Genomic DNA, 25,630 nt, shown 5'->3' on the forward strand with positions numbered 1-25,630 from the left:
AGATCAACCATTTAATCCGTATACCCAAAACATCAAGAAGGCGCAGAAAACCTGGCGCAATATGAGCAAATCCGAACGCGCCCGCTCTCAGCCGGAAGGCGCCCAGCGCAAGGCGCCGGGCCGTGGCAGCGACGGCGACTACTACCATGTGGCGGTGCGCAACAAATCCCAGTTCAAGACGTTCCGCACCCACGACGTGGGCGACCCTGGCGGCATCCAGCGGGTGGCCGGACAACGCAAAAGCGGCACCTGGGGCACGGTGAAATGGCTGATCCCCAAGGAATGGGCGCACATGAAAGGCGGCAAGCTGATCGCCGACAGCGACGACGCCCGCAAGGTGCTGGAGCAATTGGGCAGCGCGCCGGTGCACAGCAGCGCCGACATGTTCGAGGCCAAACCGCGCCCCAAGGTGCCGGAGAAGGACAAACCCACCAAGGCGCAACAACAGGCGCGCCGGGAGAACATCAAGAAGGCGCAACGGGCCGCGCACCAGCGCGGCCACTGACCCCGCTCAGGGCGTGTCGTCGCTCTCCGGCGTGCCGTTCTGGTCCGCGCCCTCGTCCGCATCGTCGTCGGAGGCGGCGGGCAGAGCGCGGCGTGCCTTGGCGCCCAGGTCGCGCAGCTTGTGGGCCTGACCGAGAAGGTTACCGCGGCCTTCGGTGAGCCGTTTGTAGGAGGTTTCCCAGGACTGCTGCGCCTTGTCGATCTTGTCGCCCACATCCGACAGGGACTCCGCCACCAGTGACACCTGGTCGCAGATGCGGCCGGCGCGGCTGGCGATGTCCAGCGCGTTACGGTTCTGGTACTCGTAGCGCCAGATGTTCTGAATGGTGCGCAGGGTGACCAGCAGCGTGGTCGGGCTGACCAGCACGATATTGCGCTCGTAGGCCTCGGTATAAAGGCCCGGATCCGCTTCCATGGCGGTCATGAAGGCCCCTTCCACGGGGATGAACAGCAGCACGAAATCGAGGCTGCGCACCCCTTCCAGGCCGCTGTAATTCTTCGCGTCCAGACCCTTGATGTGGGCGCGCAGGGAGCTGAGGTGCTGTTCGCGGGCCAGGCCGCGCTGTTCGTCGTCCTCGGCGGACACGTAGCGCTCGTAGGCCACCAGCGACACCTTGGCGTCGATTACCACGTCCTTGTCTTCCGGAAGATGCACGATGGCGTCCGGCAGACGTCGTTCGCCGCTCTCCCCTTTCAGCGCCACCTGGGTATCGTATTCGCGGCCCTTGGTGAGCCCGGAGCTTTCCAGCACCCGCTCCAGAATCATCTCGCCCCAGTTGCCCTGGGTTTTCACCTGGCCCTTGAGTGCCTCGGTGAGGTTGCGCGCGTCCTGGTGCATCTGCTGGTTGAGGCTTTTCAGGTGTTGCAGCTGTTCGGTGAGCGCCGCCTGGGCGCGCGCGTCATCGCCGTGGATCTGATCCACCCGGCGGCGGAACTCCGACAGCTGCTCGCGGAACGGCTTCAACAGCCCGTCCAGCCCCTCGCGGTTCTTTTCCTCGAACTGCTTGCTGCGCTGTTCGAAGATTTTCGCCGACAGGTTTTCGAATTCATGGCGCAGCTGTTCGCGGCTGTTTTCCAGAAAGGTGAGCTTGTCCTGCTGGCCGGCCAGCCGCTCATCCAGACGGGCTTTGTCGGCGCGCGCCTGGGCCAGGCTCTGCTCGCTTTCCCGCAGCCGTTGCTCAAGATTTCGTTGGCGCTCGTCCTGCTGCTGGTGCTGACGGTCGCGTTCCTCGGCCAGAGTGGCGAGACGGTCACGGGCCTGGTCCCGCTCGCCGCGCAGACGGTTCAGGGCGCCGCGCGTGATCAGTAGCGCGATCAGGGCGGTCACCGCCGCCGACAGGGCGCCGGTGAGAATCCATACGGTCAGATCGTTCATCGCGCCGCCTTGTTGAACAGGGTGTAGAAATTGTCCCGGGTCAGCGCCGCCAGCTCGGCCACCGGAATGCCCTTGAGCTCCGCCACGCACTCGGCCACCCGGGCCACGTAACGGGGTTCGTTGGGTTTGCCGCGGTACGGCACCGGCGCCAGCCAGGGGGAGTCGGTTTCGATCAACAGGCGCTCCAGCGGCACCTGACGCACGGTGTCGCGCAGCGCCTCCGCGTTGCGGAAGGTGACGATGCCGGAAATGGAAATATAGAAGCCCAGCGCCATGGCCTGCTCGGCCATATCCAGGTCTTCGGTGAAACAATGCAGCACCCCGCGCACCTCGCCTTCGCCGTGCTCGCGCAACAGCGCCAGGGTGTCCTCCTTGGCGCCGCGGGTGTGGATGATCAGCGGCAGGCCGGTGCGGCGGGCGGCGCGGATGTGCTCGATAAAGCGGTCCCGCTGCCAGTCGCGCTGTTCCTTGGCGTAGAAATAATCCAGGCCGGTCTCGCCGATCGCCACCACCCGGGGGTGGTCGGCCAGGCGCACCAGCTCATCGGCGTCCGGCTCGCGGGAGTCCTTGTAGAGCGGGTGCACGCCCACGGTGGCGTGCACGTCGGCGTGGCGCTCGGCCAGCTCACGGACACGGGGAAAGGTTTCCAGATCGACACCGATGCACAGCATATGGCTGATGCCATCGGCGCGGGTGGCGGCCATCATGGCGTCGAAATCACCGTCGTAGGCATCCAGATTAAGACGGTCCAGGTGGCAGTGGGAATCCACCAGATCGGGACGATCAACAGCGGTGTCGGACATCAACGGTTCGGCTCCTGTCGCGGATAGCGGGAAAACCGCAAGGGTAGCGGGGAGCGACCGCGAACGCTACATGGTGTGGGTGGGACGATCCGATTGCAGCGAGCCGGCCAAGTGGTTTTCGATGGTGCGCCGGGCGGTGTCGTCCTGGTCGGAAAACTGCACGCCGATACCGGCGCTGCGGTTGCCCTGGGCGCCCTGGGGCGTGATCCACACCACCTTGCCGGCCACCGGAATTTTCTCCGGCTCGTCCATGATATTGAGCAGCAGGAAGATTTCCTCGCCCAGCTTGTAGTTCTTGTCGGTGGCGACGAACAGACCGCCGTTGGTGACGAAAGGCATGTAAGCCGAATACAGGGCCGCCTTGTCCTTGATGCTCAATGACAGAATGCCGCTGCGGCCTCCGGGCATTTTCATGCGATCGCTCCCCCTGACAAACCCTTTAGCGTTATTGGAATGGTCTCAGCAGATTAGAAGCCGCCGGCGGCAGCGTCAACGCCCACCAGGACCAGCAACCATTGTTCCATGAGCAGCTCTTTATTCGGGTTGGCGCCGCCCATCAGCTGCCGGCGCCCTTCCATGACCCGCTGGGCGGCGCGCAGCAGCCGCGCCGGCGGAAGCTGCGCCGCCAGTTGTCTGAGTATCGGCTCCACCTTGGGATCCTGAACCCCGGCCGGGTCGGCCTGCTCCACCTTATCGCCGAGGGCGGCCAGCACCGAAGCCCGGGCCAGCCAGCCGTACAGCACTCCGGCCATCACGCGCGGGTCGTGGGCGGCCAGCGCCTGACCGCCCTGGGCCGGCGACAGGCGCCCCTGAGCCACCGACAGCAATTGCCCGGCGAGCTGCTCGCGGGCCGCGAACCAGTCCGCCTGCTGCAGTTCCAGAGCCCGCAACGGCGCGCCCTGGGCGGCGGCCAGCAAGGCCGGCGCCTCTTTTTCGCCGGCCTGAGGCACCAGCCACTCCAGCGCCGCCGCCGGTTCCGGCAGCGGCAGATGCCGCTGCTGGCAGCGGCTGCGTATGGTCGGCAACAGCAGGCTGGGCTGGTGGCTGACCAGGATCAGCACCAGACCCCGGCCGGGCTCCTCCAGGGTCTTGAGCAGGGCGTTCTGGGCGCTGCGGTTCAGCCCCTCGGCGGGGGCGATCAACGCCACCCGGGCGCCGTTGTACTGGGCGGTGCGGGTACCGAACTCCACCAAACGGCGCACCTGATCGATCTTGATGCCCAGGCTGGTGCCTTCCGGCACCAGGGTGTGCGCGTCCGGGTGGGTGCCGGCGGCGCTCAGATGGCAGCCGTGGCACTGACCGCAGGCGAGCCCGGCGCTGGGGTTTTCGCACAGCAGCGCCTGGGCCAGGGATTGGGCCAGGCGGAACTTGCCGCTGCCGGCGGCGCCGGCGAGCAGCAACGCATGGGGCAGACGGCCCTGAGCGTGCTGCTCCAGCAGCCGCTGCATCTCTTCCCGGTGCCAGGGACAGGGCACCTGGATGGGGGCGTTCAGCGCCACTGCAGCATCTCCTGAAGGTGGTTCTCGAGTTGCGCGCGCACCTGATCCAGGCCGACGCCGGCGTCCACCACCCGGAACCGGTCCGGCTCGCCGGTGGCGCGCTCAAGGTAGCACTGGCGCACCCGTTCGAAAAAGGCCGCCTGCTCCCGTTCGATACGGTCCGGGCGGGAGCGCTTGCCGGCCCGCGCCAGGCCCTCCGCCACCGGCACGTCGAACAGCAGGGTGCGGTCCGGGGTCAGACCCTGAAGCACCAGGCGCTCCAGCACGGCGATGCGCTCCCGGTCGAGGCCCCGGCCGGCGCCCTGGTAGGCCCAGGTGGCGTCCATGAAGCGGTCGCAGAGCACCCACTCGCCGCGCGCCAGCGCCGGCCGGATCAGCGCCGCCAGATGCTGCGCCCGGGCGGCGAACACCAGCAGCAGCTCGGTGGTGTCGTCCATGGCCTCCGGGCCGGGGTCGAGCAGCACCTGGCGGATCCGTTCGGCCAGATCGGTGCCGCCGGGCTCGCGGGTCACGGTGACGGGGACGCCCGCGTCACGCAGGCGCTCGGCGAGCCACGCCAGGTTGGAACTTTTGCCGGCGCCCTCGCCGCCTTCCAGCGTGATAAAACGCCCGCTCACGGCCGCGGCTCCGGGCTGGAGCGGTAATTCTCGCGCCGCTTGAGCTGATACTCGCGCACCGCGCGCTGGTGTTCCGCCAGGGTGCGGGAAAATTTATGGCTGCCGTCGCCCCGGGCCACGAAGAAGAGGTCCTCGGTGGGCTCCGGGCTCACCGCCGCGAGGATCGACTCGCGGCTGGGCATGGCGATCGGCGTGGGCGGCAGGCCGCTGATCGCGTAGGTGTTGTAGGGGGTTTTGCGGCGCAGGTCGGAGCGGCGGATATTGCCGTCGTAGTCGGTGCCCATGCCGTAAATCACGGTGGGATCGGTCTGCAGCCGCATGCCCTTGCGCAGGCGGTTGATGAACACGCCGGCGATGCGGCCGCGCTCCGCCGGTACCGCGGTCTCTTTCTCCACGATGGAGGCCATGATCAGCGCCTCGTAAGGGGTGTCGTAGGGCAGGTCCTCATCGCGGGCCGCCCAGGCCTGATCGAGAATCCGCTGCTGGCGCTCCAGGGCGCGGCGCAGCAGATCCACATCGCGGGTGCCGCGCGTGTAGAAATAGGTTTCCGGCGCGAACCAGCCCTCCGGGTGGGCACCGGGCCGGCCCAGGCGGGCCATCACCGCGGCGCCGTCCAGGTCCACCAGGGTGTGCTCTATGCCCTCCAGGCCGGCCAGGCGGGCGCGCCATTCGCGGAAATTCCAGCCCTCCACCAGGGTGACGCTGCGTTGCAGCACGTCGCCACGGTCGATTTTTTCCAGCAGCGTGAGCAGGGAGTCGCCGGGGCTGAGCTGGTACTCGCCCACATGCAGGCGCGCATCGACCCCGGTGAAGGCGCTGTAGAGCCGCGCCGACCAGCGCCGCAGACGGGCTTCCGGCGGCTCACCGAGCAGGCCGTCGGCGCGCATTCCCGCCAGCAGGCCGTTGAACGAAGAGCCCGGCGCCACTTCCACCAGCACCGGCTCTTCCAGGGGCAGCGGCCGGTGCAAATAGCCGCTCACCCAGAAGCCGGCCAGAGGGATGCCGACCAGGAGCAACAATAGCAGCAACCCGAACATTCGTATTTTTCGGCGCATCTATGAAAAAAGAACCTCGAAGTCTTCTTGGAATTGTCGCACCGGCGCGGTGACCGGCCAGACCCATTGCGCCAGTTTACGCACCGGCAGCACCCCGACAACACTGTTGATCAGAAAAACGCTGTCGGCGGTGCGCAGATGTGACAGCGGACGCAGCCGCACCTGCACCGGGCGGCCCTGCTCGCCGGCCCGCGCCAGCAACCAGGCACGGCCGACGCCGGCCACCCCGGCGGCGTCCAGGGCCGGCGTCCACAGGGTATCGCCGAACAGCGCGAACAGGTTCATGGCGGTGGCTTCCAGCGGGCAGCCGCGCCGGTCCAGCAGCAGGCCCTCGTGCCAGCCCCGGCGGGCCACTTCCATGCGGGCCAGCACCTGGGGCAGCCGGTTAAGATGCTTGAGACCCGCCAGCGGGTCGCGCTCCAGGGGCTCGCTGCACAGGCCGGTTTCAATGCCGTCGCGGCGCAACAGCGGCGACCACTCCGGCACGGTGCCGTGCTGGGCGAACAGGGAAGGCGTCGGGTGCGACGGCGGCAGGTACCCGCGACCGCCCGGGCCCCGGGTGAGAATCAGCTTGATCAGACCGGTGCCGGGCGGCGCGGCGGTCAGAGCGTCGGCGAGACAGCGGTCCAGGGCGTCCGGCGCCACCGGGATCCGCAACCGGGCGGCGCCGTCGAGCAGCCGCGCCCGGTGGCGCGGCCACAGTGGCGCCGCGCCGGACGCCGTGACCCGCACGGTCTCGAATAGGCCGTCGCCATAGGCGAGACCCCGATCGTTGACGGCGGGCCCGCCGCTCACACCTTGCGGAACAGCAGCGACCCGTTGGTGCCGCCGAACCCGAACGAGTTGGACAACGCCACGTCAATGGTGCGCTGCTGGGCCTGGTTGGCCACCAGGTCCAGATCACAGCCCTCGTCCGGGTTGTCCAGGTTGATGGTCGGCGGCGCCACGGAGTCGCGCATGGCCAGCAGCGTGAAGATGGCCTCCACCGCGCCGGCCGCGCCCAGCAGGTGGCCGATCATCGATTTGGTGGAGCTCATCGCCAGCTTCGGCGCGTGGTCGCCGAACACCTTCTTGACCGCGTGGATCTCGATCAGATCGCCGACCTTGGTGGAGGTGGCGTGGGCGTTCACATAAGCCACTTCCGACGGATCGATGCCGGCATCACGGATCGCGTTGCCCATGGCCAGGGCCGCCCCGGCCCCGTCCTCGGACGGCGCAGTCATATGGTAGGCGTCGTCGCTCATGCCGTAGCCGATCAGCTCACCGTAGATGGTGGCGCCACGGGCCTTGGCGCGATCGTATTCCTCCAGCACCACGGCGCCGGCGCCGTCGGCGAGCACGAAGCCGTCCCGGTCCCGGTCCCAGGGCCGGCTGGCGGCCGTGGGGTCGTCGTTACGGGTGGACAGTGCCCGGGCGGCGGCGAAACCGCCCATGCCCAGCGGCGTGGAGCCCTTCTCGGCGCCACCGGCGACCATCACGTCGGCGGTGCCCAGCTGAATCTGCTGGGCGGCGAAGCCGATGTTGTGGGTGCCGGTGGTGCAGGCCGTCACGGTGGCGAAGTTGGGGCCCTTGAAACCGTACATGATGGCCAGGTTGCCGGCGATCATGTTGATGATGGTGCTGGGCACGAAAAACGGTGACAGCTTGCGCGGCCCGGAATCCATCAGCTTCTGATGGTTTTCCTCGATGTTGGTCAACCCGCCGATGCCGGAGCCGATGGCGACGCCGATGCGTTCGCCGTTTTCCTTATCCATTTCCAGGCCGGCGTCACGCAGGGCCTGAATCGCCGCCACCATGCCGTACTGCACGAAGACATCCATCTTGCGCGCTTCCTTGCCGGACAAATACTCGTCCATGGCAAAGTCCGGCACCAGCCCGGCGAACTTGGTGGAGAAGTTCTCCGTGTCGAAATGGTCGATCCGGCGAATACCGCTACGACCGGCCAGAATGCCCTCCCAGGTACTGGCCACGTCGGTGCCCAGAGGGCTCAACATTCCCAGACCGGTTATCACTACTCGACGTCGTGTCACCCGTTCTCCTCCCAAAAAAAACCGCAAGCCCGGAGAGCCTGCGGTTTTTTTACTGACGTTGCGTTGGCTGTGACCGAATCAGCTGTGCGACTTGATGTAATCCACGGCAGCTTGAACGGTGCTGATCTTTTCAGCCTCTTCGTCCGGAATTTCGGTTTCGAATTCTTCCTCGAGAGCCATTACCAGCTCGACGGTGTCCAGTGAATCGGCACCCAGGTCTTCGACGAAGGAGGCGGCGGGCTTAACGTCTTCCGGTTTAACGCCCAGTTGCTCAACGATGATCTTCTGGACCCGTTCTTCGATGCTGCTCATGATGTTATTACTCTCCTGTTGATGGTGTGCAAGCACCTATGAGCGGCTATTCTAGGTGAACGCTGTTCGCGCTTGCAAGCCGCTCTCGGTACTGGTTTTCGCGGATTAGTTTCCAAATGTTTGAGCGCCTGCGAGAAGCGCCCGTACGCCGTGGCTAAGCGCAGCTTAGCGGTTTTCCGCAGCGATGTCTCAACCCGTGAACATCCCGCCGTTCACATGCACCGTGGTGCCGGTCACATAACCGCCGCCCTCGCTGGCCAGCCAGCCCACGGCGCTGGCCACTTCGGCCGGCGATCCCAGGCGCCCCAGCGGTATTTCGCTGAGCAGCGCTTCACGCTGCGCCTCGGGCAGGCCATCGGTCATATCGGTCTGAATAAAGCCCGGCGCCACCGAATTCACGGTGATGTTGCGCGACCCCAGCTCCCGCGCCAGAGCCCGCGTGAAGCCTTCCACGCCCCCTTTGGCGGCGGCGTAGTTGGCCTGGCCGGCGTTGCCCATGGTACCGACCACGGAGCTGATGTTGATCACCCGGCCCCAGCGGGCCTTGGTCATGCCCTTCAGGCACGCCTTGGTGACCCGGTACAGCGAATTCAGGTTGGTGTTGATCACATCCTGCCACTCATCCGCCTTCATGCGCAGCATGAGGTTGTCGCGGGTGATGCCGGCGTTGTTGACCAGCACCAGCGGCGGGCCGTATTCGGCGCTCAGCGCCTTGAGGCCCTCGGCCACGGAGTCGTCGTCGGCGACGTTGAGCACCACGCCGGCGCCCTGCTCGCCGAGCGCTTCGGAGATGGCGGCGGCGCCTTTCTCGCTGGTGGCGGTGCCGACCACGAACCAGCCGGCGCCGGCCAGTTCGGCGGCGATCGCCCGGCCGATGCCACGGGTGGCCCCGGTGACCAGCGCTACTTTTCTGTCCTCGCTCATAAGGTTCTCCTCAGGCGCCGGTGAGCGCGTTCTGAAAGGCGGCATCGTTTTCCAGCGGCTTGGCGTCCAGGCCCCGGTCGATGCGCTTGGTGAGGCCGCACAGCACTTTGCCGGGCCCGCACTCGTAAAGCGTGGAGACGCCGTCGGCGGCCAGCGCGCGCACCGTTTCCGACCAGCGTACCGGCGAATGCAGCTGGCGCACCAGCGCGCCGCGGATGCTGTCCGGGTCGGACTCCGCGCTCACGTCCACGTTATTGATCACCGGCAGCTCCGGCGCGAAGAATTTGGTGCTTTGCAGCTGCTCGGCCAGTTTGTCCGCCGCCGGGCGCATCAGCGCGCAGTGGGACGGCACGCTCACCGGCAGCGCCATGGCGCGCTTGGCGCCGGCGGCCTTGCACGCCTCGATGGCGCGCTCCACGGCGCTCACCTGGCCGGCGATCACCACCTGGCCCGGCGCATTGAAGTTGACGGCTTCCACCACCTCGCCCTGGGCGGCGTCGGCGCAGGCCTGGCGGACCTGGTCGTCGTCCAGGCCCAGAATCGCGGCCATGCGGCCCTCGCCGTCGGCCACGGCGGCCTGCATCAGTTCGCCGCGCCGGCGCACCAGGCGCACGGCGTCGCCCAGGGTGAGCACCCCGGCGCAGGTGAGCGCGGTGTATTCGCCCAGGCTGTGCCCGGCGAGCCGGTCGGGACGGGCGCCACCGGCCTGCTCCCAGAGTTTCCACAGGGCCACACCGGCGGTGAGCAGCAGCGGCTGGGTGTTTTCGGTGCTGTTGAGGGCCTCTTCCGGGCCTTCCTGGGCCAGTTGCCAGAGATCCAGATCCAGGGCGCCGGAGGCTTCCTGGAACGCCTGGCGCACCGGAACGCGCTCGGCGAAATCGGCCAGCATACCCAGGCTCTGGGAACCCTGACCGGGAAAGACGAAAGCGGTTTTCGACATGCGTTTGCCTCTTTGATGTCGCTCGAGCCGGGAGTATGCCGCCTGCGGGCGCGGCTGTCCGCCCGACCCTGAAACAAATTGTGAATGCGGGTACAGGCGCCCTGGCGCGGCTAGGAGGTCTCCGCCGGCGCCAGGGCGTCGCGGATCAACGCCGGCACATTGCGCTCGGCCTCGAGAACCGCCACTTCCAGGGCACTGACGAAGCCTTCCACGCCGGTGCCGCCGTGGCTTTTCACCACGATACCGTTCAGCCCCACCAGGCTGGCGCCGTTGTAGCGCTCCGGGTCCAGGCGGTGCTTGAGCCCGCGCAGCAACGGCAGCGCGAACAGACCGCTGAGTTTGCGCAGCAGGGAGCGGCCCGCCTCCTCGCGGATCATGCCGCCGATCATGGAGGCGGCGCCTTCCATGGTTTTCAGCGACACATTGCCGACAAAGCCGTCACAGACCACCACGTCCACGTCGCCGACGAAGATGCCGTTACCCTCGACGAAACCGGCGTAGTTCAGATCGGCGGCCTGCTGCATCAGGGTGGCGGCTTCCTTGATCTGCTCGTTGCCCTTGATGTCCTCCTCGCCGATGTTCAGCAGCGCCACCCGCGGCGCGCTCAACCCGTCCACGGCGCGCACCACGGCCTGCCCCATCAGGGCGAACTGCAGCAGGTGCTTGGGTTCGGAATCCACATTGGCGCCCAGATCGAGCATGTGGCAGTGCCCTTTGGCGGTGGGGATGGCGGTGCAGATGGCCGGCCGGTCGACGCCCGGCAGGGTTTTGAGAACGAAGCGGCTGACCGCCATCAGCGCCCCGGTATTGCCGGCGCTGACCGCCGCCAGGGCGCGGCCTTCCTTAACCTGGTTGATGGCCACCCGCATGGAGGAGTCTTTCTTCTGGCGCAGTGCCACGGCGACCGGGTCGTCCATGGCCACCACTTCCGACGCCGGGGTCAGGGCGAGGCGGGGGTGATCGTCGAGTTTTTCTTTCTTCAGGGCCGCGGCGAGGGCGGACGGCTCGCCCACCATGATCACATGCAGATCGGGGTGGCGGGCCAGTATCCGGGCCACGGCGGGCACGGTCACGGGCAGACCGTGATCGCCGCCCATGGCGTCCACGGCCAGGGTCACAACCGCTGACATGGCAAATTTCCTGCTTGGCGAAGCGACGGCCATGATACGAGTTCGATCCGGCCGTGGATAGAGAAACGGGAGCCCTGAAGGCTCCCGTTACACAGTCGTCCTGTTGTCACCGTCGGGCGGCGTACCGTCGGGCGGCGCACCGCCCGCGGCAAACGGACTTACTCTTCTTCGTCGTCCAGTTCCGCGGTGCGCAGCACCTGGCGGCCGCGGTACATGCCGTCCGGAGAGATGTGGTGACGGCGGTGCACTTCACCGGTGCTCGCGTCTTCGGTGATAGCGGGCGCGGTCAGCGCATCGTGGGAACGACGCATGCCACGCTTGGAACGGGTTTTGCGACTCTTCTGAACAGCCATTTGTTGCTCCTCGGCGTATTACTTGCGGCGGCCCTTGAGACGGGCCAGCACGGCAAACGGATTATCCGGATCGGACTGATTGTCATCCTGGTCGCCCGGATCCCCAGCGCTCTGGGGCGGCGGATCGGGGCACTGATCGTGAAGCGCCACCAGCGGCATCGCCAGCAGCAGCTCTTCTTCCACCAGTTCCGCCAGCGTCATGCGCTCCTCGGTAACCAGCAATGGATCCAGGTCGGCGGGCAATGCCTTGGCCTGCTCTTCGCTCCACACCAACATCAGATCGACGTCGGCGGCGACTTCCTGTTGCACCGGCTCCAGACAACGCTGGCACACCAGAACTAGAGAAGTCTCCACCCGGCCCTGAACGCGCCGGCGGCCGTCCTCGTCCCGGCCAAAGGCCAGGCTCACCCGGACCGGCTGGTCCAGACTCTCGCGATATTCCCGCAGTCTGGGGAGGTCCCCGACCCGGGCTTCGCCTTCGACGACGCGTTCCTGGTCCGCGAACTTCCTCGGTTCCAGATACGGTGGCAGTTGCCCTGAAAACATAAGCGCGCAATTCTAGGCGCGGGCCCGCGTCCTGTCAAAGCGAAAATACACCCGCGACGCCCGGCTTAACTGTCTGAGAAAGCTGGTTTTTTCGTGCACCGGATCGGGGCCGTGGGTACACTCCCGACCCGCAACCACCCGCCACCGACCAGGAGACCGCCATGACCGACCAGCCACAGCCTTTGATTCTGGCCTCCTCGTCGCCGTTCCGCCGCGAGCTGCTGGGCAAGCTGCGTCTGTCATTCCAGCATCACAGCCCGGACATCGACGAGCGCGCCCGGCCCGGCGAAACGCCCACGGAGCTGGTGCTGCGCCTGGCGCGGGACAAGGCCGCCGCCCTCGCCGACGCACACCCGGACGCCCTGATCATCGGCTCCGACCAGGTGGCGGTGATCGACGGCGACGTGCTCGGCAAGCCCGGCGATCACGACACCGCCGTGGCCCAGCTGCGCCGCGCCAGCGGCCGCACCGTGCAGTTTCTCACCGGGCTGTGCCTGCTGAACAGCGCCACCGGCCGCCACCAGAGCGGCTGCGAGCGCTTCACCGTGCACTTCCGCCAACTCCGTGACCGCCAGATTGAGCGCTATATCGAGGTCGAACAACCCCTCAACTGCGCCGGCAGCTTTAAGTCCGAAGGCCTGGGTATTGTGCTGTTCAAAGCGCTCGAAGGGCGGGACCCCAATGCCCTGGTGGGGCTACCGCTGATCATGCTGACCGACTTCTTAGCCGCCGAGGGCGTCATCCTTCCGGGATAGAGCCGCAAGCCAGCGATGGTGGCTAACTGTGCGAGCGGGCCCAGCCCGCGAAAGGCAAGCGCAGCTTGCCGGCAGGATCCCAGAGACCTCTCTAACAAAGCACCAACAACGCCTCTGGTATCCCGCCGGGTGGCCAAGGCCACCCTTTCGCGGGCAAGGCCCGCTCCCACAAAACTCGGTTAGCGCAGCGTGGGCGCGCCGCCTTCCAGGCCCAGGGTCTGGCCGATGCCGTTGCCGATTGAGGTGCCGAAGCGCTTCAGGAAGCGGTCCACCGGCGAGCGGGTGACGGTGTAGTCCACCATTTCCTCCAGGCCGGCCACGTCGCGGGCCACCTGCCCCGGGCTTTTCAGGCCGTCGATCAGCCCCAGCTCCAGAGCGCGCTCACCGGTCCAGAACAGGCCGGAAAACAGCTCCGGGTTCTCGTCCACTTTCAAGCGGTCGCCACGGCCGTCCTTCACCGCGCCGATGAACTGCTGGTGGATCTCGTTGAGCATGGTCTGCACGTGCTCGCGGTCGGACTCGCGCACCGGCGAGAACGGGTCGAGCAGCGCCTTATTCTCGCCGGCGGTGTACACGCGGCGCTCCACGCCCAGCTTCTCGGCGGCTTCCTGCACCCCGAAGCTGGCCATGATCACGCCGATGGAGCCGACGATGCTGGCCGGGTCGGCGTAGATCTGGTCGGCGGCGGCGGCGATGTAATAGGCGCCGGAGGCGCCCATATCGGTGATCGCCGCGTACAGCTTCTTATCCGGGTATTCGGCGCGCAGCCGCTGGATTTCGTTGAACACGAAGTTCGACTGCACCGGCGAACCGCCCGGGCTGTTGACGCGCAGCAGCACCGCTTCGGCGTTCTCCGCCTCGAAGGCGTCGCGCAGCCCGCGGCTGATCAGATCGGCGCTGGCTTCGGAATCCGCCATGATCACGCCGTTCAGGTCGACCACCGCCACGTGGGGCTCGGCCACCGCCATGGCGTCCCCGGAGCGGCTGCCGGTCATCATGAACAGCAGCGCGAACAGATAGATAAAGGTCAGGCTCTTGAAGAAGATGCCCCAGCGGCGGGTCTTGCGCTGTTCCGCCTGGGCCTGGCCGAGCAGCTTCTCGAGCAGCTTCCACTCTTTACTGGTGGGGCCGCTGTTCGCCGGGCTGTTGTTGTCGGACTCCATCTACACTGTCTCCTCGAAGTGTGTTTCGCAGTCCACGCCGAGTAACGGCAGCAACTGCGGTAAAGCATCGATCACCGCCAGCGGGTGAAAGTTCATCAAACGGTCCACCGGATGGGCGCCGTAACTCACCGCCACCCGGTCGACACCGGCGTCGCGCGCCATCTGCAGATCAAAGGACGTATCCCCGACCACCAGCGCCCGCTCCGGCGCCACGCCCAGTTCGGTCAATAACTCCGTGACCATGGCCGGGTGCGGCTTGGAATGGGTCTCGTCGGCGCAGCGGGAGGCATCGAAACTGTCGCCCAGCCCACTGCTCGCCCACACCCGGTCCAGCCCCTTGCGGCTCTTGCCAGTGGCCACCGCCAGGCGCAATCCGGCGGCGCGCAGCGCCGCCAGCGTCTCGCGGGCGCCCGGGTAGAGCCGGCTGGGGCTCGCCTCGGCGGCCACGAAATGCACCGCGTAACGCTCGCGCATGCGCTCCAGATCCCGGTCGCCGATGCCCGGGTAAAGGGTGCGCAGCGCTTCCGGCAGACCCAGCCCGATGATCTCGCGCACGGCGTCGTCCTCCAACACCGGCAGACAAAGATCGGCGCCGGCCTGGTGCATGCAGGCAATGATACGCCCGGTGGAGTCCATCACCGTGCCGTCCCAGTCGAAAATCACCAATTGGTAGGCCATCAGCGTTTATCCGACCGCAGCGCCGTCAGGATGGCCTCGAAATCCTCGTCCAGCGGCGCGTTGACCTTGATGGTTTCGCCGCTCTGCGGGTGGCGGAACACCAGCGACCGGGCGTGCAGACACAGGCGGCGGTGCCCGAGCGCTTCCAGCCGCGCGTCGCCCTTGCGGCTGCCGTATTTATCGTCGCCGAGAATCGGGAAGCCGCCGAACTGGCTGTGCACCCGGATCTGATGGGTGCGGCCGGTACCCAGGCGCGCCTCCACCAGGGCGGCGTCGCCGAACCGCTCCACCAGCGTGAAATCGGTCACCGAGGCCTTGCCCTCGCGGGACACCCGCACCATCCGCTCGTTGCCCTGGGTGATCTTCAGCAGGGGCGCTTCCATGCGCCGCTCGCTGCCTTTAAACCCCTGGCACAGCAGCCAGTAGCGCTTCTCCACCCCACCCTGCTGCATCAATTTCTGCAGGCGCCGCAAAAAGCCCCGGTGGCGGGCGACCATGATGCAGCCGCTGGTGTCCCGGTCGAGCCGGTGCACCAGCTCCAGGTTGCGCTCTTCCGGGTAGAGCACCCGCAGCGCCTCGATCAGCCCCAGGCTGACCCCGCTGCCGCCGTGCACCGCCAGCCCGGCGGGCTTATTAAAGATGAAGATCTGATCGTCCTCGTAGAGCAGCGCCCGCGCCAGCCGCTCGGCCAGCCCGCCGCTGACCACCGGCGGCGCCTGGGACTCGCTGGTGCGCACCGGCGGCACGCGCACCACGTCGTCCACGGCCAGGCGGGTGGTCTGCTTGGCGCGCTTCTTGTTCACCCGCACCTCGCCGGATCGGATAATCCGATAGATGCGCGAACGGGGCACACCCTTGAGGTGGGTGATCAGGAAATTATCAAGGCGTTGGCCGTCACGGCCTTCATCGATGGTAACGAAAGTGACGCGATCGGCAGCGGGGGTATCTGACATGCGGCGATTCTAGCCAAGCGGGCGCGGCTCCGCCAGCGGTGTCGGTGTTCACGGCGCGCTCATGCCTCGCCCATCTATCTGATTGATCAGACTGTGATTTTACTGGTATAGTCAGCCGTCGGCCCGGGCTGGCCAACGGCGACGCGCAGCGATCATTCGCCGTCGGTACACCAACACCCGCCAGCCCGCCCGACAAGAATCGAACGGGCCCGAAAGGCCCCGACGCTGCAGCCAATCCCCCGGCGGCAACACAACTCCCCGGCGGATTACCGACAACCAACACCAGGTGGTCTGCGGCACAGGTCGAAGACATAGCCGGGCTGCCGGCGAGCAGCGCCAATAGCGCCCCTTGCCGACACCCCAACCGGTACACAGACGGTAAAGTTTACCCGGCACGGCGCGTTTGACGCGCCGGGCACAGCGTAACGCGGATAGAGGGGCCAAGGCCCCGCCAGCAACGCCAACGGCACAACTTCACAAGCCCGGAGAGGAACAGGAAAGGTAGAAGACAGGCAGATTACCAACGTCGTCCGAGCGCCCAGCGCCGCCACGCGTGAGCATTGCCTGCTCGCCACTCTTCCGCCTCCCCACCAGGGTAAGAGGTCTGATACCGGTATTGATACCGGCCCGCTGCATGCCGCCACGAACCTTGTGGTAGCACAACAATGAAACGAATGTTAATCAACGCCAGCCATCCGGAAGAAGTCCGGGTGGCGCTGGTGGATGGCCAGAGACTTTATGATCTGGACATCGAGCATCGCACCCGCGAACAGAAAAAAGCCAACATCTATAAAGGCAAGATCACCCGCATCGAGCCGTCCCTGGAAGCCGCCTTCGTGGACTTCGGCGCCGAGCGTCACGGTTTCCTGCCCCTCAAGGAAATTTCCCGCCAGTACTTCCAGAAAGACCCCAAGGACATCCAGGGCCGCATCAATATCAAGGATGTGATCAAGGAAGGTCAGGAAATCATCATTCAGGTGGACAAAGAGGAGCGCGGTAACAAAGGCGCCGCGCTCACCACCTTTATCAGCCTGGCCGGCCGCTACCTGGTGCTGATGCCCAACAACCCGCGCGCCGGCGGCATTTCCCGCCGCATCGAGGGCGAGGAGCGCCAGCAGCTCAAGGAAGCCCTGGGCAGCCTGGACATCCCCGACGAAATGGGCGTGATCGTGCGCACCGCCGGCCTGGGCCGCGGCGCCGAGGAACTGCAGTGGGACCTCAACTACCTGCTCAAGCTGTGGGGCTCCATCGCCGAGGCGTCGGAAACCCGTAAAGCGCCCTTCCTGGTGTACCAGGAATCCAACGTCATCATCCGCGCGATCCGCGACTACCTGCGCAAGGACATCGGCGAAGTCCTGATCGATTCCGAAAAGGTCTACAACGAGGCCCAGGCGTTCGTGCAGCAGGTGATGACCGATTTTCAGCACAAGCTGAAGCTGTATAACGACGACACGCCGCTGTTCTCCCGTTACCAGATCGAGTCGCAGATCGAGACCGCCTTCGAACGTGAAGTGAAGCTGCCCTCCGGCGGCTCCATCGTCATCGATCCCACCGAAGCGCTGGTGTCCATCGACATCAACTCCTCGCGCGCCACCAAGGGCGCCGACATCGAGGAAACCGCGCTGCAGACCAATCTGGAAGCGGCGGAAGAGATCGCCCGCCAGCTGCGCCTGCGCGACATCGGCGGCCTGATCGTGGTCGATTTCATCGACATGGGCCCGGCGCGCAATCAACGCGAAGTGGAAAACCGCATGCGCGACGCGCTGGAAGCGGACCGTGCCCGTATTCAACTGGGCCGTATCTCCCGCTTCGGCCTGCTGGAACTGTCCCGCCAGCGGCTGCGCCCCAGCCTCGGCGAGACCTCCAGCATCGTGTGCCCGCGCTGTGACGGCCTGGGCCACATCCGCGACGTCAAATCCCTGGCCTTGAGCATCCTCCGCCTGATCGAGGAAGAGGTGATGAAGGAACGCACCGGGGAGATCCAGGCCCAGGTGCCGGTGGCCGTGGCCACCTACCTGCTCAACGAGAAGCGCCCGGTACTGCGGGAAATCGAAAGCATCCACAAAGTGCGCGTGCTGATTATCCCCAACCCCAACCTGGAAACCCCGCACTTCCAGGTCGAGCGCATTCGCGACGACCAGACCAAGGCCCAGGTGAGCCACGAGCTGGAGCTGCTGGAAGGCCAGCAGGACCCGGCCACCCTGTCCGCCCAGGACACCGAAATCAAAACCCAGGAGCCGGCGGTGAAGCTGGTGGCGCCGGACACCGCGCCGCCGCCGCCCAAACCGCAGCCGGAGCCGAAACCGGAAGCCACCGCCGCCAAGGCGCCCTCCAAGAAGCCCGCCACCGCGCCGAAGCCGCCGCTGGAGCCGGGTCTGCTGGCCCGTTTCTTCACCTGGCTGGCGGCGCTGTTCAGTGCCTCCGAGGACGAGAAACAGCAGCTTGACGGCAAGCGCGACGGCCAGCGCGGCAACCGCCAGAACCGGGACGACAAAGCCGACGCCCGGGGCAACAACAACCGTGGCGGTGATAACCGCCGTGGCGGCCGCCGCAACCGGAACGCCGACGGCGATAACCGGGGCGGCGACGGTCGTGGTGGCGATAACCGTGGCGAGAACCGCAAGGACGACAACCAGGACGGCAAGAGCGAAGGCGGCAACCGCCGTGGCGGCCGCAACCGTCGTGGCGGCCGTGGCGGCAACCGGGGCGGTGACAACCGCAACGGCGACAACCGTGGTGCCGACAACCGAAGCGACGACCAGAAAAGCGCCGACAGCGGTAAGCCGGAGTCCAAGCAGGACAATAAGCAGGACGCCAAGCCGGATAACAAAGGCGAGTCCAAAGGTGGCGCCGGCAAAGGCCCGCGCAAGGACGACGGCCCCAAAGCCCAGCGCCGCACCGACAGCAAGGACGACCGTCCCCTGCGCGAGCGCCAGCGTCCCGGCGCCCAGGACAAAGCGGCCCAGGATAAAGGCGCCCAGAGCGACGACCAGACCACCGCCGGCGGCCCGCCGCCGCGCATGACGTCCGAGGACAACACCCCCGGTCGTGATCAGGAGCGTGGTGACAGCCGTCCGCCCAAGGCCAAACTGGTGCCCGCCGAAGAGCACGGCGAACCGAAAACCGCCGCCGCCAAGCCGAGCGCGGAACAGGTCACCGAGGCTCAGGCGCCCCAGGCCGCCGCCGCCCGTCAGGAAGAGCAGCCCAAGGCCGCCGCGCCGGCGCCCTCTGCCGAGGCCCCTTCAGCCAAAGCGCAGAAGCCCGCCAGTCAGGAAGCGCCGTCAGCTAAGCCGGAAGAGCCCTCAGCCAAAACGGAGGAGCCCTCAGCCAAAGCTGAAGAGCCTTCAGCGAAGGTGGAAGAGCCTTCAGCTAAGGTGGAAGAGCCCTCAGCGAAGGTGGAAGAGCCCTCAGCCAAGGCGGAACAACCGTCAGCGAAAGCAGACGAGCCCTCGGCTAAAGCAGAGGAGTCCCCGGCTAAGGTAGAGGAGCCTTCAACTAAGGCAGAAACCCCTTCAGCCAAAGAGGAAGAGCCTTCCGCCAAGGTAGAGGAGCCTTCAGCCGAGGTAGAAAAGCCCTCAGCCAAGCCGGAAGAACCTTCAGCAAAAGCCGAAGAAGCTCCGGCCAAAGAAGCGTCTTCAGCTAAGGCGGAAGAGCCTTCAGCAAAAGCGGACGAGCCCTCGGCGAAGACAGAAGAGCCTTCAGCAAAAGCGGAAGAGCCCTCAGCCAAGGCTGAACAGCCGGCGAAAGCTGAAGAACCCTCAGCCAAGGCTGAGGAGCCCGCGGCGAAAGCGGAAGAGCCTTCACCCAAGGCGGAGGCTCCTTCTTCCGAGCAGGCACCTTCAACGGCAGCGGATCAGGTCCGCCGTGCCGGCAACGACCCGCGTGACCGCAAACCGGGCCAGCCGGTACCGCAGCCCGAACGCCAACCCGCCGCCAAGCCCGCACCGGCCGCCGAACAAGCGCCGGCCAAGGCGGAGACCGGCGAAGCGGAACAGCCGGCCACCCCGGCGTTCAGCAAGCCGGTGGCGCCGGAACGCCCGGCCGGCCGCGCCAGCAATGACCCGCGCCTGCGCCGCCGTCAGCAACAGGCGGAACAAGCCGCCCGGGAAAATTCCGGCGACGGCAACCCCGGTGCCTGATCGGTCCACCCGACGGTCACACCAATAAAAAAACCGCCCTTCGGGGCGGTTTTTTTATGCGCCGTCGGAATACTTGAAGGCCCGGCGGCGCGTGTCGATGGCGCCCATCAGATCGTCCAGGGCCAGGTAGAGGCACGGCACCACGAACAGAATCAACGCGGTGGCGAACACGATGCCGAAGCCCAGGGACACCGCCATGGGGATCAGGTAAGCGGCCTGCAGGGAGGTTTCGAAGATGATCGGCATCAGCCCGGCGAAGGTGGTCATGGTGGTGAGAAGAATCGGCCGGAAGCGGCGCAGGCCCGCTTCATAGACCGCCTGGGCCGCGCCCAGCCGGTGCCGCTGGCGGTTGGCGTAGTCGACCATGATCAGCGAATCGTTCACCACCACCCCGGCCAGGGCGATGATGCCCATGAAGCTGACCAGGGACAGGTCCATGCCCAGTAGAATGTGGCCGAGCACCGCACCTACGGCGCCGAACGGAATCGCCAGCATCACCACCAGCGGCTGCAGGTAGCTGCCGAACGCCACCGCCAGCAGCGCGAAGATCACGCCCAACGCCAGGGCGAAGCCGCCCCACAACGCCGAGGTGGATTCACGCATGTCCGCCTGGCCGCCCTGGAACGTCCAGGTCAGGCCCGGGTAGTCGGCGCGCAGCTGCGGCAGCAGCTCGTCGCGAACCACGGCGAGCACCTGGCTGGTGGCGCTTTTCGGCAACACGTCGGTGCCCACGGTGATCACCCGGCGACCGTCGCGGCGGTCGATGGAGCGGAACGACTCGCTGATGGTGACGCTGGCCACGTCGGTCAGCGGCACTTCGCCGCCGTCCGGCAGCTGCACCACGAAGGTGTCCAGGTAACGCAGGTCCTGGCGCTCCTCTTCCGGCAGCCGCACGCGGATTTCGTTTTCGTTGATGCCGCGCAACTGGCGCAGAGCGATGGCGCCGTAAAACGCATCCCGCAACTGCCGGCCCACCTCGGCGCCGGTGAGGCCCAGGGCGTCCGCCTGCGGCGTCAGGCTGACGTCGAACTGCGGTTTACCGGTGGTGTAGCTGTCGTTGACGTTGCGGGTCTGGGACAGGCCTTTCATGGCGTTCAGCAGGCGCTCGCTGGCCTTGGCGAGCACGTCGATATCGGTATGGCTGAGGTCCACGCTGATATCGTCGCGCCAGGAGCCGGGGCCCTGCTCCGCCTCGAAGGTGATCTGATCGACGCCCTTGAAATCGCCGATCTGGTCCCGCCACAGCTCGACGATCTGCTGCACCGTCATGTCCCGTTCGTGTTCCGGCTTTAACACCAGCTCCACGTCGATTTTCTGCTCGCCGCGCACGTTGGTCTTGATGCCCTCGGCGTTGCGTGCCAGGTCGTTTTCCTCGAACAGCCGTTCGGTTTCCCGGGTCAGCGCCAGGGCCAGCTCACCGGCCTGGCGCGGCGTGGTGCCCACCGGCAGACGGATGCCCGCTTCGATCTCGTCCGCCGGCACTTCCGGCATCATGATCATGCCCATGTGGTCGCTGCCGGCGTAGGCGCCCACCACCAGCATCAGGGTCAGGGCGGCGCTCAGGGTCACGTAGCGATAGCGCAGCGCCCGGTCCAGCAGCGGCCGGTAACCGCGCTCCACCAGCGTCTGAAAATAACCGGAGAAGCGGCGCTGCACGCGGTGCAGGGCGCGCCCGTAGACGGTCACCGTGCCCTTGCCGCTGTGCGCCAGGTGGGCAGGCAGAATGAACAGCGCTTCGAACAGCGAGATCGCCAGCACCACGATCACCACCGCCCCCAGCGGCCACCAGAAATTACCGGTGACGCCGGGCATGAACAGCAGCGGCATGAAGGCGACGATGTTGGTGAGAATACTGAAGGTGACCGGCCCGGCGATATCACGGGCGCCCTGCACCGCCGCGTCCATGAAACTCATGCCCTGCTCGCGGTACTCGTAGATGTTCTCGCCCACCACGATGGCGTCGTCCACCACGATGCCCAGCACCATCAGGAAGCCGAACATGGAGATCATGTTCACGCTCACGCCCATGGCCGGCAGGAACAGCACCCCGCCGACGAAGGACACGGTCATGCCCATCATGATCCAGAACGCCAGCCGGTACTCCAGGAACAGGCTGAGAATCACCAGCACGATCACCATCGCCAGGATGCCGTTCTTCAGCAGCATGTCCATGCGGCTTTCAAACTGCTCGGCGCGGTTGCTGTCGATGCGCACTTGAACCGGGTCGGGCAAGGTGGTCTTGAGTTCCGCCATCACCCCTTCCACCGCCGCGGCGATGTCCAGCGGCGACTGGCTGCCGGTGCGGAAGATCTCGATCTCCACCGACGGCTGACCGTTGAAACGGGAGTGGAAACCGGTGTCCTCGAAGCCGTCGCGCACCGTGGCGATGTCGCCCAGGGTCACCACCGCGCCGGAATCCGCGCGGCTCACCACGATGCGGGAAAACTCGTCGGCCCACTGCTTGCGCTCTTTCAGGCGCAGCAGAATCTCGCCGTTGTCGGTGGCCAGATTGCCGGCGGGCACGTCGCGGCTGGACTGCTCGATGATCGACGCCACCTGGTCCAGGGTCAGGTCGTACTCGCGCAGCGTGGCCTGGGAAATTTCCACGCTGGTCAGGTAATCGGGCACGTCGCTGATGTCCGCGCGGGTCACCGCGGACTCGCTGAGCAGGCGGTTGCGCACCTGCTCGCCGAGCTGGCGCAGGGTCCAGATGTCCACTTCGCCGTACAGCACCAGCTCCATCACATCGCGGGTGCGCGCCTGCAGGCGCACGCGCGGCTCTTCCGCCTGGTCCGGGAAGGTGCGCACCCGGTCCACCGCCTGTTCGATGTCCTGCAGCGCCTGCATGCGGTTGGCGCCGGCCACCAGCTCCAGCTGAATCACGCCACTGCCTTCGCGGGCGGTGGACACCATTTCCTCGATGCTCTCGACGCCCTGCACCGCCTCTTCCACCGGCATCAGCACGCCCTGCTCCACTTCCTCGGGCGCGGCGCCGGGGTAGGTCACCTCCACTTCGACAACGTCGAGCTGGGCTTCCGGGAAGATCTCTTTCTGTACCTGCACCGCCATCCACAGGCCGCCGCCGAGCAGCAGAATCATCAGCAGATTGGCGGCGATGCTGTTGCGCGCCATCCACTCGATCGGGCCCACCCAGCCCTGGCGGCGCGGCGCGCTCATTCCATAGTCTCCGCGCCGGCGGCGTCCTCAAGACGCAGGGCGGCGCCGTCCACCACCGTGGCCAGATCGGTGGCCACCACCTGATCGCCCTGGTCGAGCCCGTCGCTGAGGTAGACGTAGTCGTTGTCACGCAGCAGCACGGTGACGTCGCGGATATCCAGGGCGCCGTCCTCCATCACCCAGACCGTGTCCTCGCGGCGCAGCAGATCGCGGTCCAGACGCACCACGTCGTCCAGCGCCCGGCCTTCGATGGCGGTGCGCACGAAGGCGCCGAGAATCAGGCTCGGCGCGCCGGCCTCCGACTGCAACGCCAACGGGTCCTCGACGCTGACCAGCACCCGCGCCAGGCGGGCGTTGGCGTCCAGCTCGCCGACCAGCCGCTGCAGGCGGCCCTGGCGGCTCCGTGACGGCCCCCAGGCGGCCTCGTGGCGCAGCGTGACCGGCGCGCCCTCCTCGCCGTCACGCTCGGCGAAGCGCAGCCAGCGCAGTTGCGACAGCGGTACGCTGGCCGACACCCAGTAACGGTCCGTGGCCACCAGCCGGGCCAGGCTGTCGCCGGTGCTCACCTGGGAGCCGGTGGCCACGTCGCGGGACAGGATCTGGGCGTCGAAGGGCGCGCTGATACGGGTACGCTGGAGATCCAGTTCGGCGCGACGCAGGGCCGCCTCGGCGAAATCCACCCGGGCACGGGCCTGCTTCAACTGCGGCTGGCGCAGCACCAGGTGCCGGTTGCCCTCGTCCAGTTCCTCACCCAGCAATTCGAAATCCTGTTCGGCCACCGCCTGGCGGCCCTGCTCCAGTTCCAGATCGGCGCGCGCCTGCGCCAGCTCGCTGCGCCGTTGCCGCAGCGCGGCCTGGTAATCCGCCGGATCGATGCGCAACAGGGCGGTGCCCTCGGCCACCCGGCCGCCGGGCTCGAATGCCTCGGCCAGCTCGATGACACGGCCGCTGACGCGCGGCTGCAGGGTCACTTCCCGGGCCGGCACCACCCGGCCCATCACTTCAATCACCGGGGTGAAGCGGCCCCGTTCGGCGCTGCGTACCTCCACCAGCATGGCGGTTTCCCGCGCCACATCGCCGCGCGTGGCGGTGGGCTCGGTCTCGAAGATCAGCACCATCAGCGCCACGCCGGCGAGCAGAATCAGCACCGACACCAGCGCCGTCTTGCCGCGCCCGGCCCGCCCGCTCTCCGGGCGCGCGGCCTGGTCGTCCACCGTGTTGCTCATGCGTTCTCTTCCTCTTCGGGCACCGGGAAGCCGCCGGCCAGCGCCCGGTACAGGGCCACCCGGAACGCCAGCAGCTCCTGGCGGGCGGTGATCAGGGTGCGGCGCAGTTCCTGGCGTTCCTGGAGCGCGCTCAGCACCTCCAGGTAGCCGACCGCGCCGTTAACGTACTGAATGCGCAATTGCCGGTAGGCGCTGTCCGCCAGTGCCAGCTGCTCGCGCAGGCTCTCCATGCGCCGCTGCTGCTGGCGCTCCTGAACCAGGGCGTCCTCCACTTCCTGGAACGCCACCAGCGTCGCCTGCCCGTACTCATACAGCCGTTGCTCGCGCAGCGAACGGAAGCGGCGCGCCTCGGCGCGGCGCTGGCCGCCGTCGATCAGCGGCAACACCAGGTTGCCGGCCAGGGTCGCCAGCCAGTCGTCGAACAGGGCCTCGCTGTCCGTGGTTTCATTGCTCAGCGACGCGGACAGGGTCAAACGGGGAAACCGCTCGGCCACCGCCGAGGCCAGGTCCGCGTCCGCCGCCTGCAATTGGAAATAGGCCTGCCGGAGATCCGGCCGGCGCCGCACCAGTTCCGCCGGCACGCCGGTGGCGGGCAGCGGCGGCAACGCCGGCAGGGTGCCGTCATCGGGGAACACCACGCCCTTGGGGGGCTCGCCCAGCAGCACCGCCAACTGGTGCTCGATCACCCGGGTGCGGGCCTGCACGGTGAGCAATTGCTCGCGGGACGCTTCCACCAGCTGGCGCTGGCGCAGCACGTCGGCGCTGGCGCTTTCGCCGATGCCGAAACGGGCACGGATCAGCGACAGCACGTCCCGGTTGGTGTCCAGTTGGGCGCTCGCCAGCTCCTGCTGGGTGCGCTGGGTGAGCAGTTCGAACCAGGTGTTGGCCACCTCGGCGGCCAGGGACAGCGCGGCGGCCTGGTAGTCGGCGCCACTGGCCGCCACGCGGAAGGCTTCGGCGTCGGCCTGGGCGCCCACCCGCCCCCACAGATCCAGTTCGTACTCCGCCGCCAGCCCGGCGCTGAACAGATCGGTCTCACTGTCGCCGTCGTCGCGGCGCTCGGCGCCGGCGCGCGCCTCCAGGCTGGGGAACAGACCCGCTTCCTGGCGTGCCCGCACCGCGCGGGCCTGGTTGAGGCGCTGGTAGGCGGCCTGCAGATCCAGGTTGGCGCCCAGGGCGCGGTCCACCAGACGGTTGAGGGCGGCATCGTCGAAGGCCACCCACCACTGCTGCGGGGCGGCGGCCTCGCCGGAACGGGAAAACAGCTCCGGCGTGGCCACCGGCGGCGACGACGATGGCGGCTGGCCGGCGCAGGCGGCCAGCGCCAGCAGCAGCGCGGACAGAACGGCGGCACGCGCCCTGGACCAGGAAACTACCAAGGGGTGCATGAACAGAGGACAATCCTGATTTCTTATCGGTTCCGCCGTGGCGGCAAGGCCGGTTCAGGCTAA

23 protein-coding genes and 1 pseudogene are annotated in these 25,630 nt (G+C 67.1%); 3 read left to right on the forward strand and 21 right to left on the reverse strand.

The window, feature by feature from the left end:
- Window positions 1–61: 61 nt before the first annotated feature.
- Window positions 62–505 carry a hypothetical protein gene (locus ISO4_RS13845; protein ID WP_194856600.1) on the forward strand — a complete coding sequence of 148 codons (444 nt, stop codon included), beginning with the start codon at window positions 62–64 and terminating at the stop codon, window positions 503–505.
- A 6-nt stretch (window positions 506–511) separates the two neighbouring features.
- Here the strand turns inward: ISO4_RS13845 and rmuC are convergent, their stop codons facing one another.
- The 14 genes from rmuC to ISO4_RS13915 form a co-directional block, all read right to left on the reverse strand.
- Entirely contained in the window at window positions 512–1,879 is a 1,368-nt protein-coding gene (gene rmuC, locus ISO4_RS13850; RefSeq protein WP_194856601.1) for a DNA recombination protein RmuC, read from the reverse strand.
- The gene (locus ISO4_RS13855) at window positions 1,876–2,682 is read right to left on the reverse strand and encodes a TatD family hydrolase (protein WP_194856602.1); all 807 of its coding nucleotides are present in this window, start codon (window positions 2,680–2,682) and stop codon (window positions 1,876–1,878) included. Before ISO4_RS13855 ends, rmuC begins: the two co-directional genes overlap by 4 nt.
- A gap of 66 nt (window positions 2,683–2,748) precedes the next feature.
- Window positions 2,749–3,096, reverse strand: coding sequence for a PilZ domain-containing protein (locus ISO4_RS13860; protein WP_142949034.1), 348 nt, complete (start codon window positions 3,094–3,096; stop codon window positions 2,749–2,751).
- Between the two features lie 53 nt (window positions 3,097–3,149).
- Complete coding sequence (locus ISO4_RS13865; RefSeq protein WP_142949138.1) at window positions 3,150–4,130, reverse strand: DNA polymerase III subunit delta'; 981 nt, start codon at window positions 4,128–4,130, stop codon at window positions 3,150–3,152.
- 41 nt (window positions 4,131–4,171) lie between these two features.
- Entirely contained in the window at window positions 4,172–4,798 is a 627-nt protein-coding gene (gene tmk, locus ISO4_RS13870) for a dTMP kinase (protein WP_194856603.1), read from the reverse strand.
- A complete protein-coding gene (gene mltG, locus ISO4_RS13875; RefSeq protein WP_407647933.1) occupies window positions 4,795–5,835 on the reverse strand; it encodes an endolytic transglycosylase MltG in 1,041 nt (346 codons plus the stop codon). The genes tmk and mltG overlap by 4 nt, the downstream gene beginning before the upstream one ends.
- 18 nt (window positions 5,836–5,853) lie before the next feature.
- On the reverse strand, window positions 5,854–6,648 hold the full coding sequence (pabC, locus tag ISO4_RS13880) for an aminodeoxychorismate lyase (RefSeq protein ID WP_194856605.1): 795 nt from the start codon (window positions 6,646–6,648) through the stop codon (window positions 5,854–5,856).
- Complete coding sequence (gene fabF / locus ISO4_RS13885; protein WP_194856606.1) at window positions 6,645–7,883, reverse strand: beta-ketoacyl-ACP synthase II; 1,239 nt, start codon at window positions 7,881–7,883, stop codon at window positions 6,645–6,647. Before fabF ends, pabC begins: the two co-directional genes overlap by 4 nt.
- 78 nt (window positions 7,884–7,961) lie before the next feature.
- Complete coding sequence (gene acpP / locus ISO4_RS13890) at window positions 7,962–8,195, reverse strand: acyl carrier protein (RefSeq protein ID WP_067606090.1); 234 nt, start codon at window positions 8,193–8,195, stop codon at window positions 7,962–7,964.
- Window positions 8,196–8,384: 189 nt separating this feature from the next.
- On the reverse strand, window positions 8,385–9,119 hold the full coding sequence (fabG, locus tag ISO4_RS13895; RefSeq protein WP_142949039.1) for a 3-oxoacyl-ACP reductase FabG: 735 nt from the start codon (window positions 9,117–9,119) through the stop codon (window positions 8,385–8,387).
- Between the two features lie 10 nt (window positions 9,120–9,129).
- Window positions 9,130–10,059 carry an ACP S-malonyltransferase gene (gene fabD / locus ISO4_RS13900; protein WP_194856607.1) on the reverse strand — a complete coding sequence of 310 codons (930 nt, stop codon included), beginning with the start codon at window positions 10,057–10,059 and terminating at the stop codon, window positions 9,130–9,132.
- A 110-nt stretch (window positions 10,060–10,169) separates the two neighbouring features.
- Complete coding sequence (plsX, locus tag ISO4_RS13905; RefSeq protein WP_194856608.1) at window positions 10,170–11,189, reverse strand: phosphate acyltransferase PlsX; 1,020 nt, start codon at window positions 11,187–11,189, stop codon at window positions 10,170–10,172.
- Between the two features lie 158 nt (window positions 11,190–11,347).
- On the reverse strand, window positions 11,348–11,542 hold the full coding sequence (rpmF, locus tag ISO4_RS13910) for a 50S ribosomal protein L32 (protein ID WP_142949042.1): 195 nt from the start codon (window positions 11,540–11,542) through the stop codon (window positions 11,348–11,350).
- 18 nt (window positions 11,543–11,560) lie between these two features.
- Window positions 11,561–12,088: a YceD family protein gene (locus ISO4_RS13915; RefSeq protein ID WP_194856609.1), complete on the reverse strand. Its 528-nt coding sequence runs from the start codon at window positions 12,086–12,088 to the stop codon at window positions 11,561–11,563.
- A 161-nt stretch (window positions 12,089–12,249) separates the two neighbouring features.
- On the opposite strand from ISO4_RS13915, the gene ISO4_RS13920 reads away from it, so the two are divergent.
- Entirely contained in the window at window positions 12,250–12,843 is a 594-nt protein-coding gene (locus tag ISO4_RS13920; RefSeq protein WP_194856610.1) for a Maf family protein, read from the forward strand.
- 179 nt (window positions 12,844–13,022) lie between these two features.
- Here ISO4_RS13920 and ISO4_RS13925 read toward each other — a convergent pair whose 3' ends face one another.
- Genes ISO4_RS13925 through ISO4_RS13935 form a run of 3 tightly spaced genes read right to left on the reverse strand, consistent with a single transcriptional unit; the run spans window position 13,023 to window position 15,637 of the window.
- The gene (locus ISO4_RS13925; RefSeq protein WP_142949045.1) at window positions 13,023–14,006 is read right to left on the reverse strand and encodes a S49 family peptidase; all 984 of its coding nucleotides are present in this window, start codon (window positions 14,004–14,006) and stop codon (window positions 13,023–13,025) included.
- Entirely contained in the window at window positions 14,007–14,684 is a 678-nt protein-coding gene (locus ISO4_RS13930; RefSeq protein ID WP_142949046.1) for an HAD-IA family hydrolase, read from the reverse strand.
- Window positions 14,684–15,637, reverse strand: coding sequence for an RluA family pseudouridine synthase (locus ISO4_RS13935; RefSeq protein ID WP_194856611.1), 954 nt, complete (start codon window positions 15,635–15,637; stop codon window positions 14,684–14,686). The genes ISO4_RS13930 and ISO4_RS13935 overlap by 1 nt, the downstream gene beginning before the upstream one ends.
- Before the next feature lie 674 nt (window positions 15,638–16,311).
- On the opposite strand from ISO4_RS13935, the pseudogene rne reads away from it, so the two are divergent.
- Window positions 16,312–18,216, forward strand: a pseudogene (gene rne, locus ISO4_RS17320) (ribonuclease E); the annotation flags it as partial.
- A 689-nt stretch (window positions 18,217–18,905) separates the two neighbouring features.
- Here the strand turns inward: rne and ISO4_RS17325 are convergent.
- From ISO4_RS17325 to ISO4_RS13955, 4 genes are all read right to left on the reverse strand, one after another.
- Window positions 18,906–19,445, reverse strand: coding sequence for a hypothetical protein (locus tag ISO4_RS17325; protein ID WP_407647934.1), 540 nt, complete (start codon window positions 19,443–19,445; stop codon window positions 18,906–18,908).
- Between the two features lie 385 nt (window positions 19,446–19,830).
- Window positions 19,831–22,953, reverse strand: coding sequence for an efflux RND transporter permease subunit (locus ISO4_RS13945; protein ID WP_194856613.1), 3,123 nt, complete (start codon window positions 22,951–22,953; stop codon window positions 19,831–19,833).
- Complete coding sequence (locus ISO4_RS13950; protein WP_194856614.1) at window positions 22,950–24,179, reverse strand: efflux RND transporter periplasmic adaptor subunit; 1,230 nt, start codon at window positions 24,177–24,179, stop codon at window positions 22,950–22,952. Before ISO4_RS13950 ends, ISO4_RS13945 begins: the two co-directional genes overlap by 4 nt.
- Window positions 24,176–25,567, reverse strand: coding sequence for an efflux transporter outer membrane subunit (locus ISO4_RS13955; protein ID WP_194856615.1), 1,392 nt, complete (start codon window positions 25,565–25,567; stop codon window positions 24,176–24,178). Before ISO4_RS13955 ends, ISO4_RS13950 begins: the two co-directional genes overlap by 4 nt.
- Window positions 25,568–25,630 lie beyond the last annotated feature (63 nt).

This window comes from Alloalcanivorax venustensis ISO4 (assembly GCF_015356855.1).
GTDB lineage: Bacteria > Pseudomonadota > Gammaproteobacteria > Pseudomonadales > Alcanivoracaceae > Alloalcanivorax > Alloalcanivorax venustensis.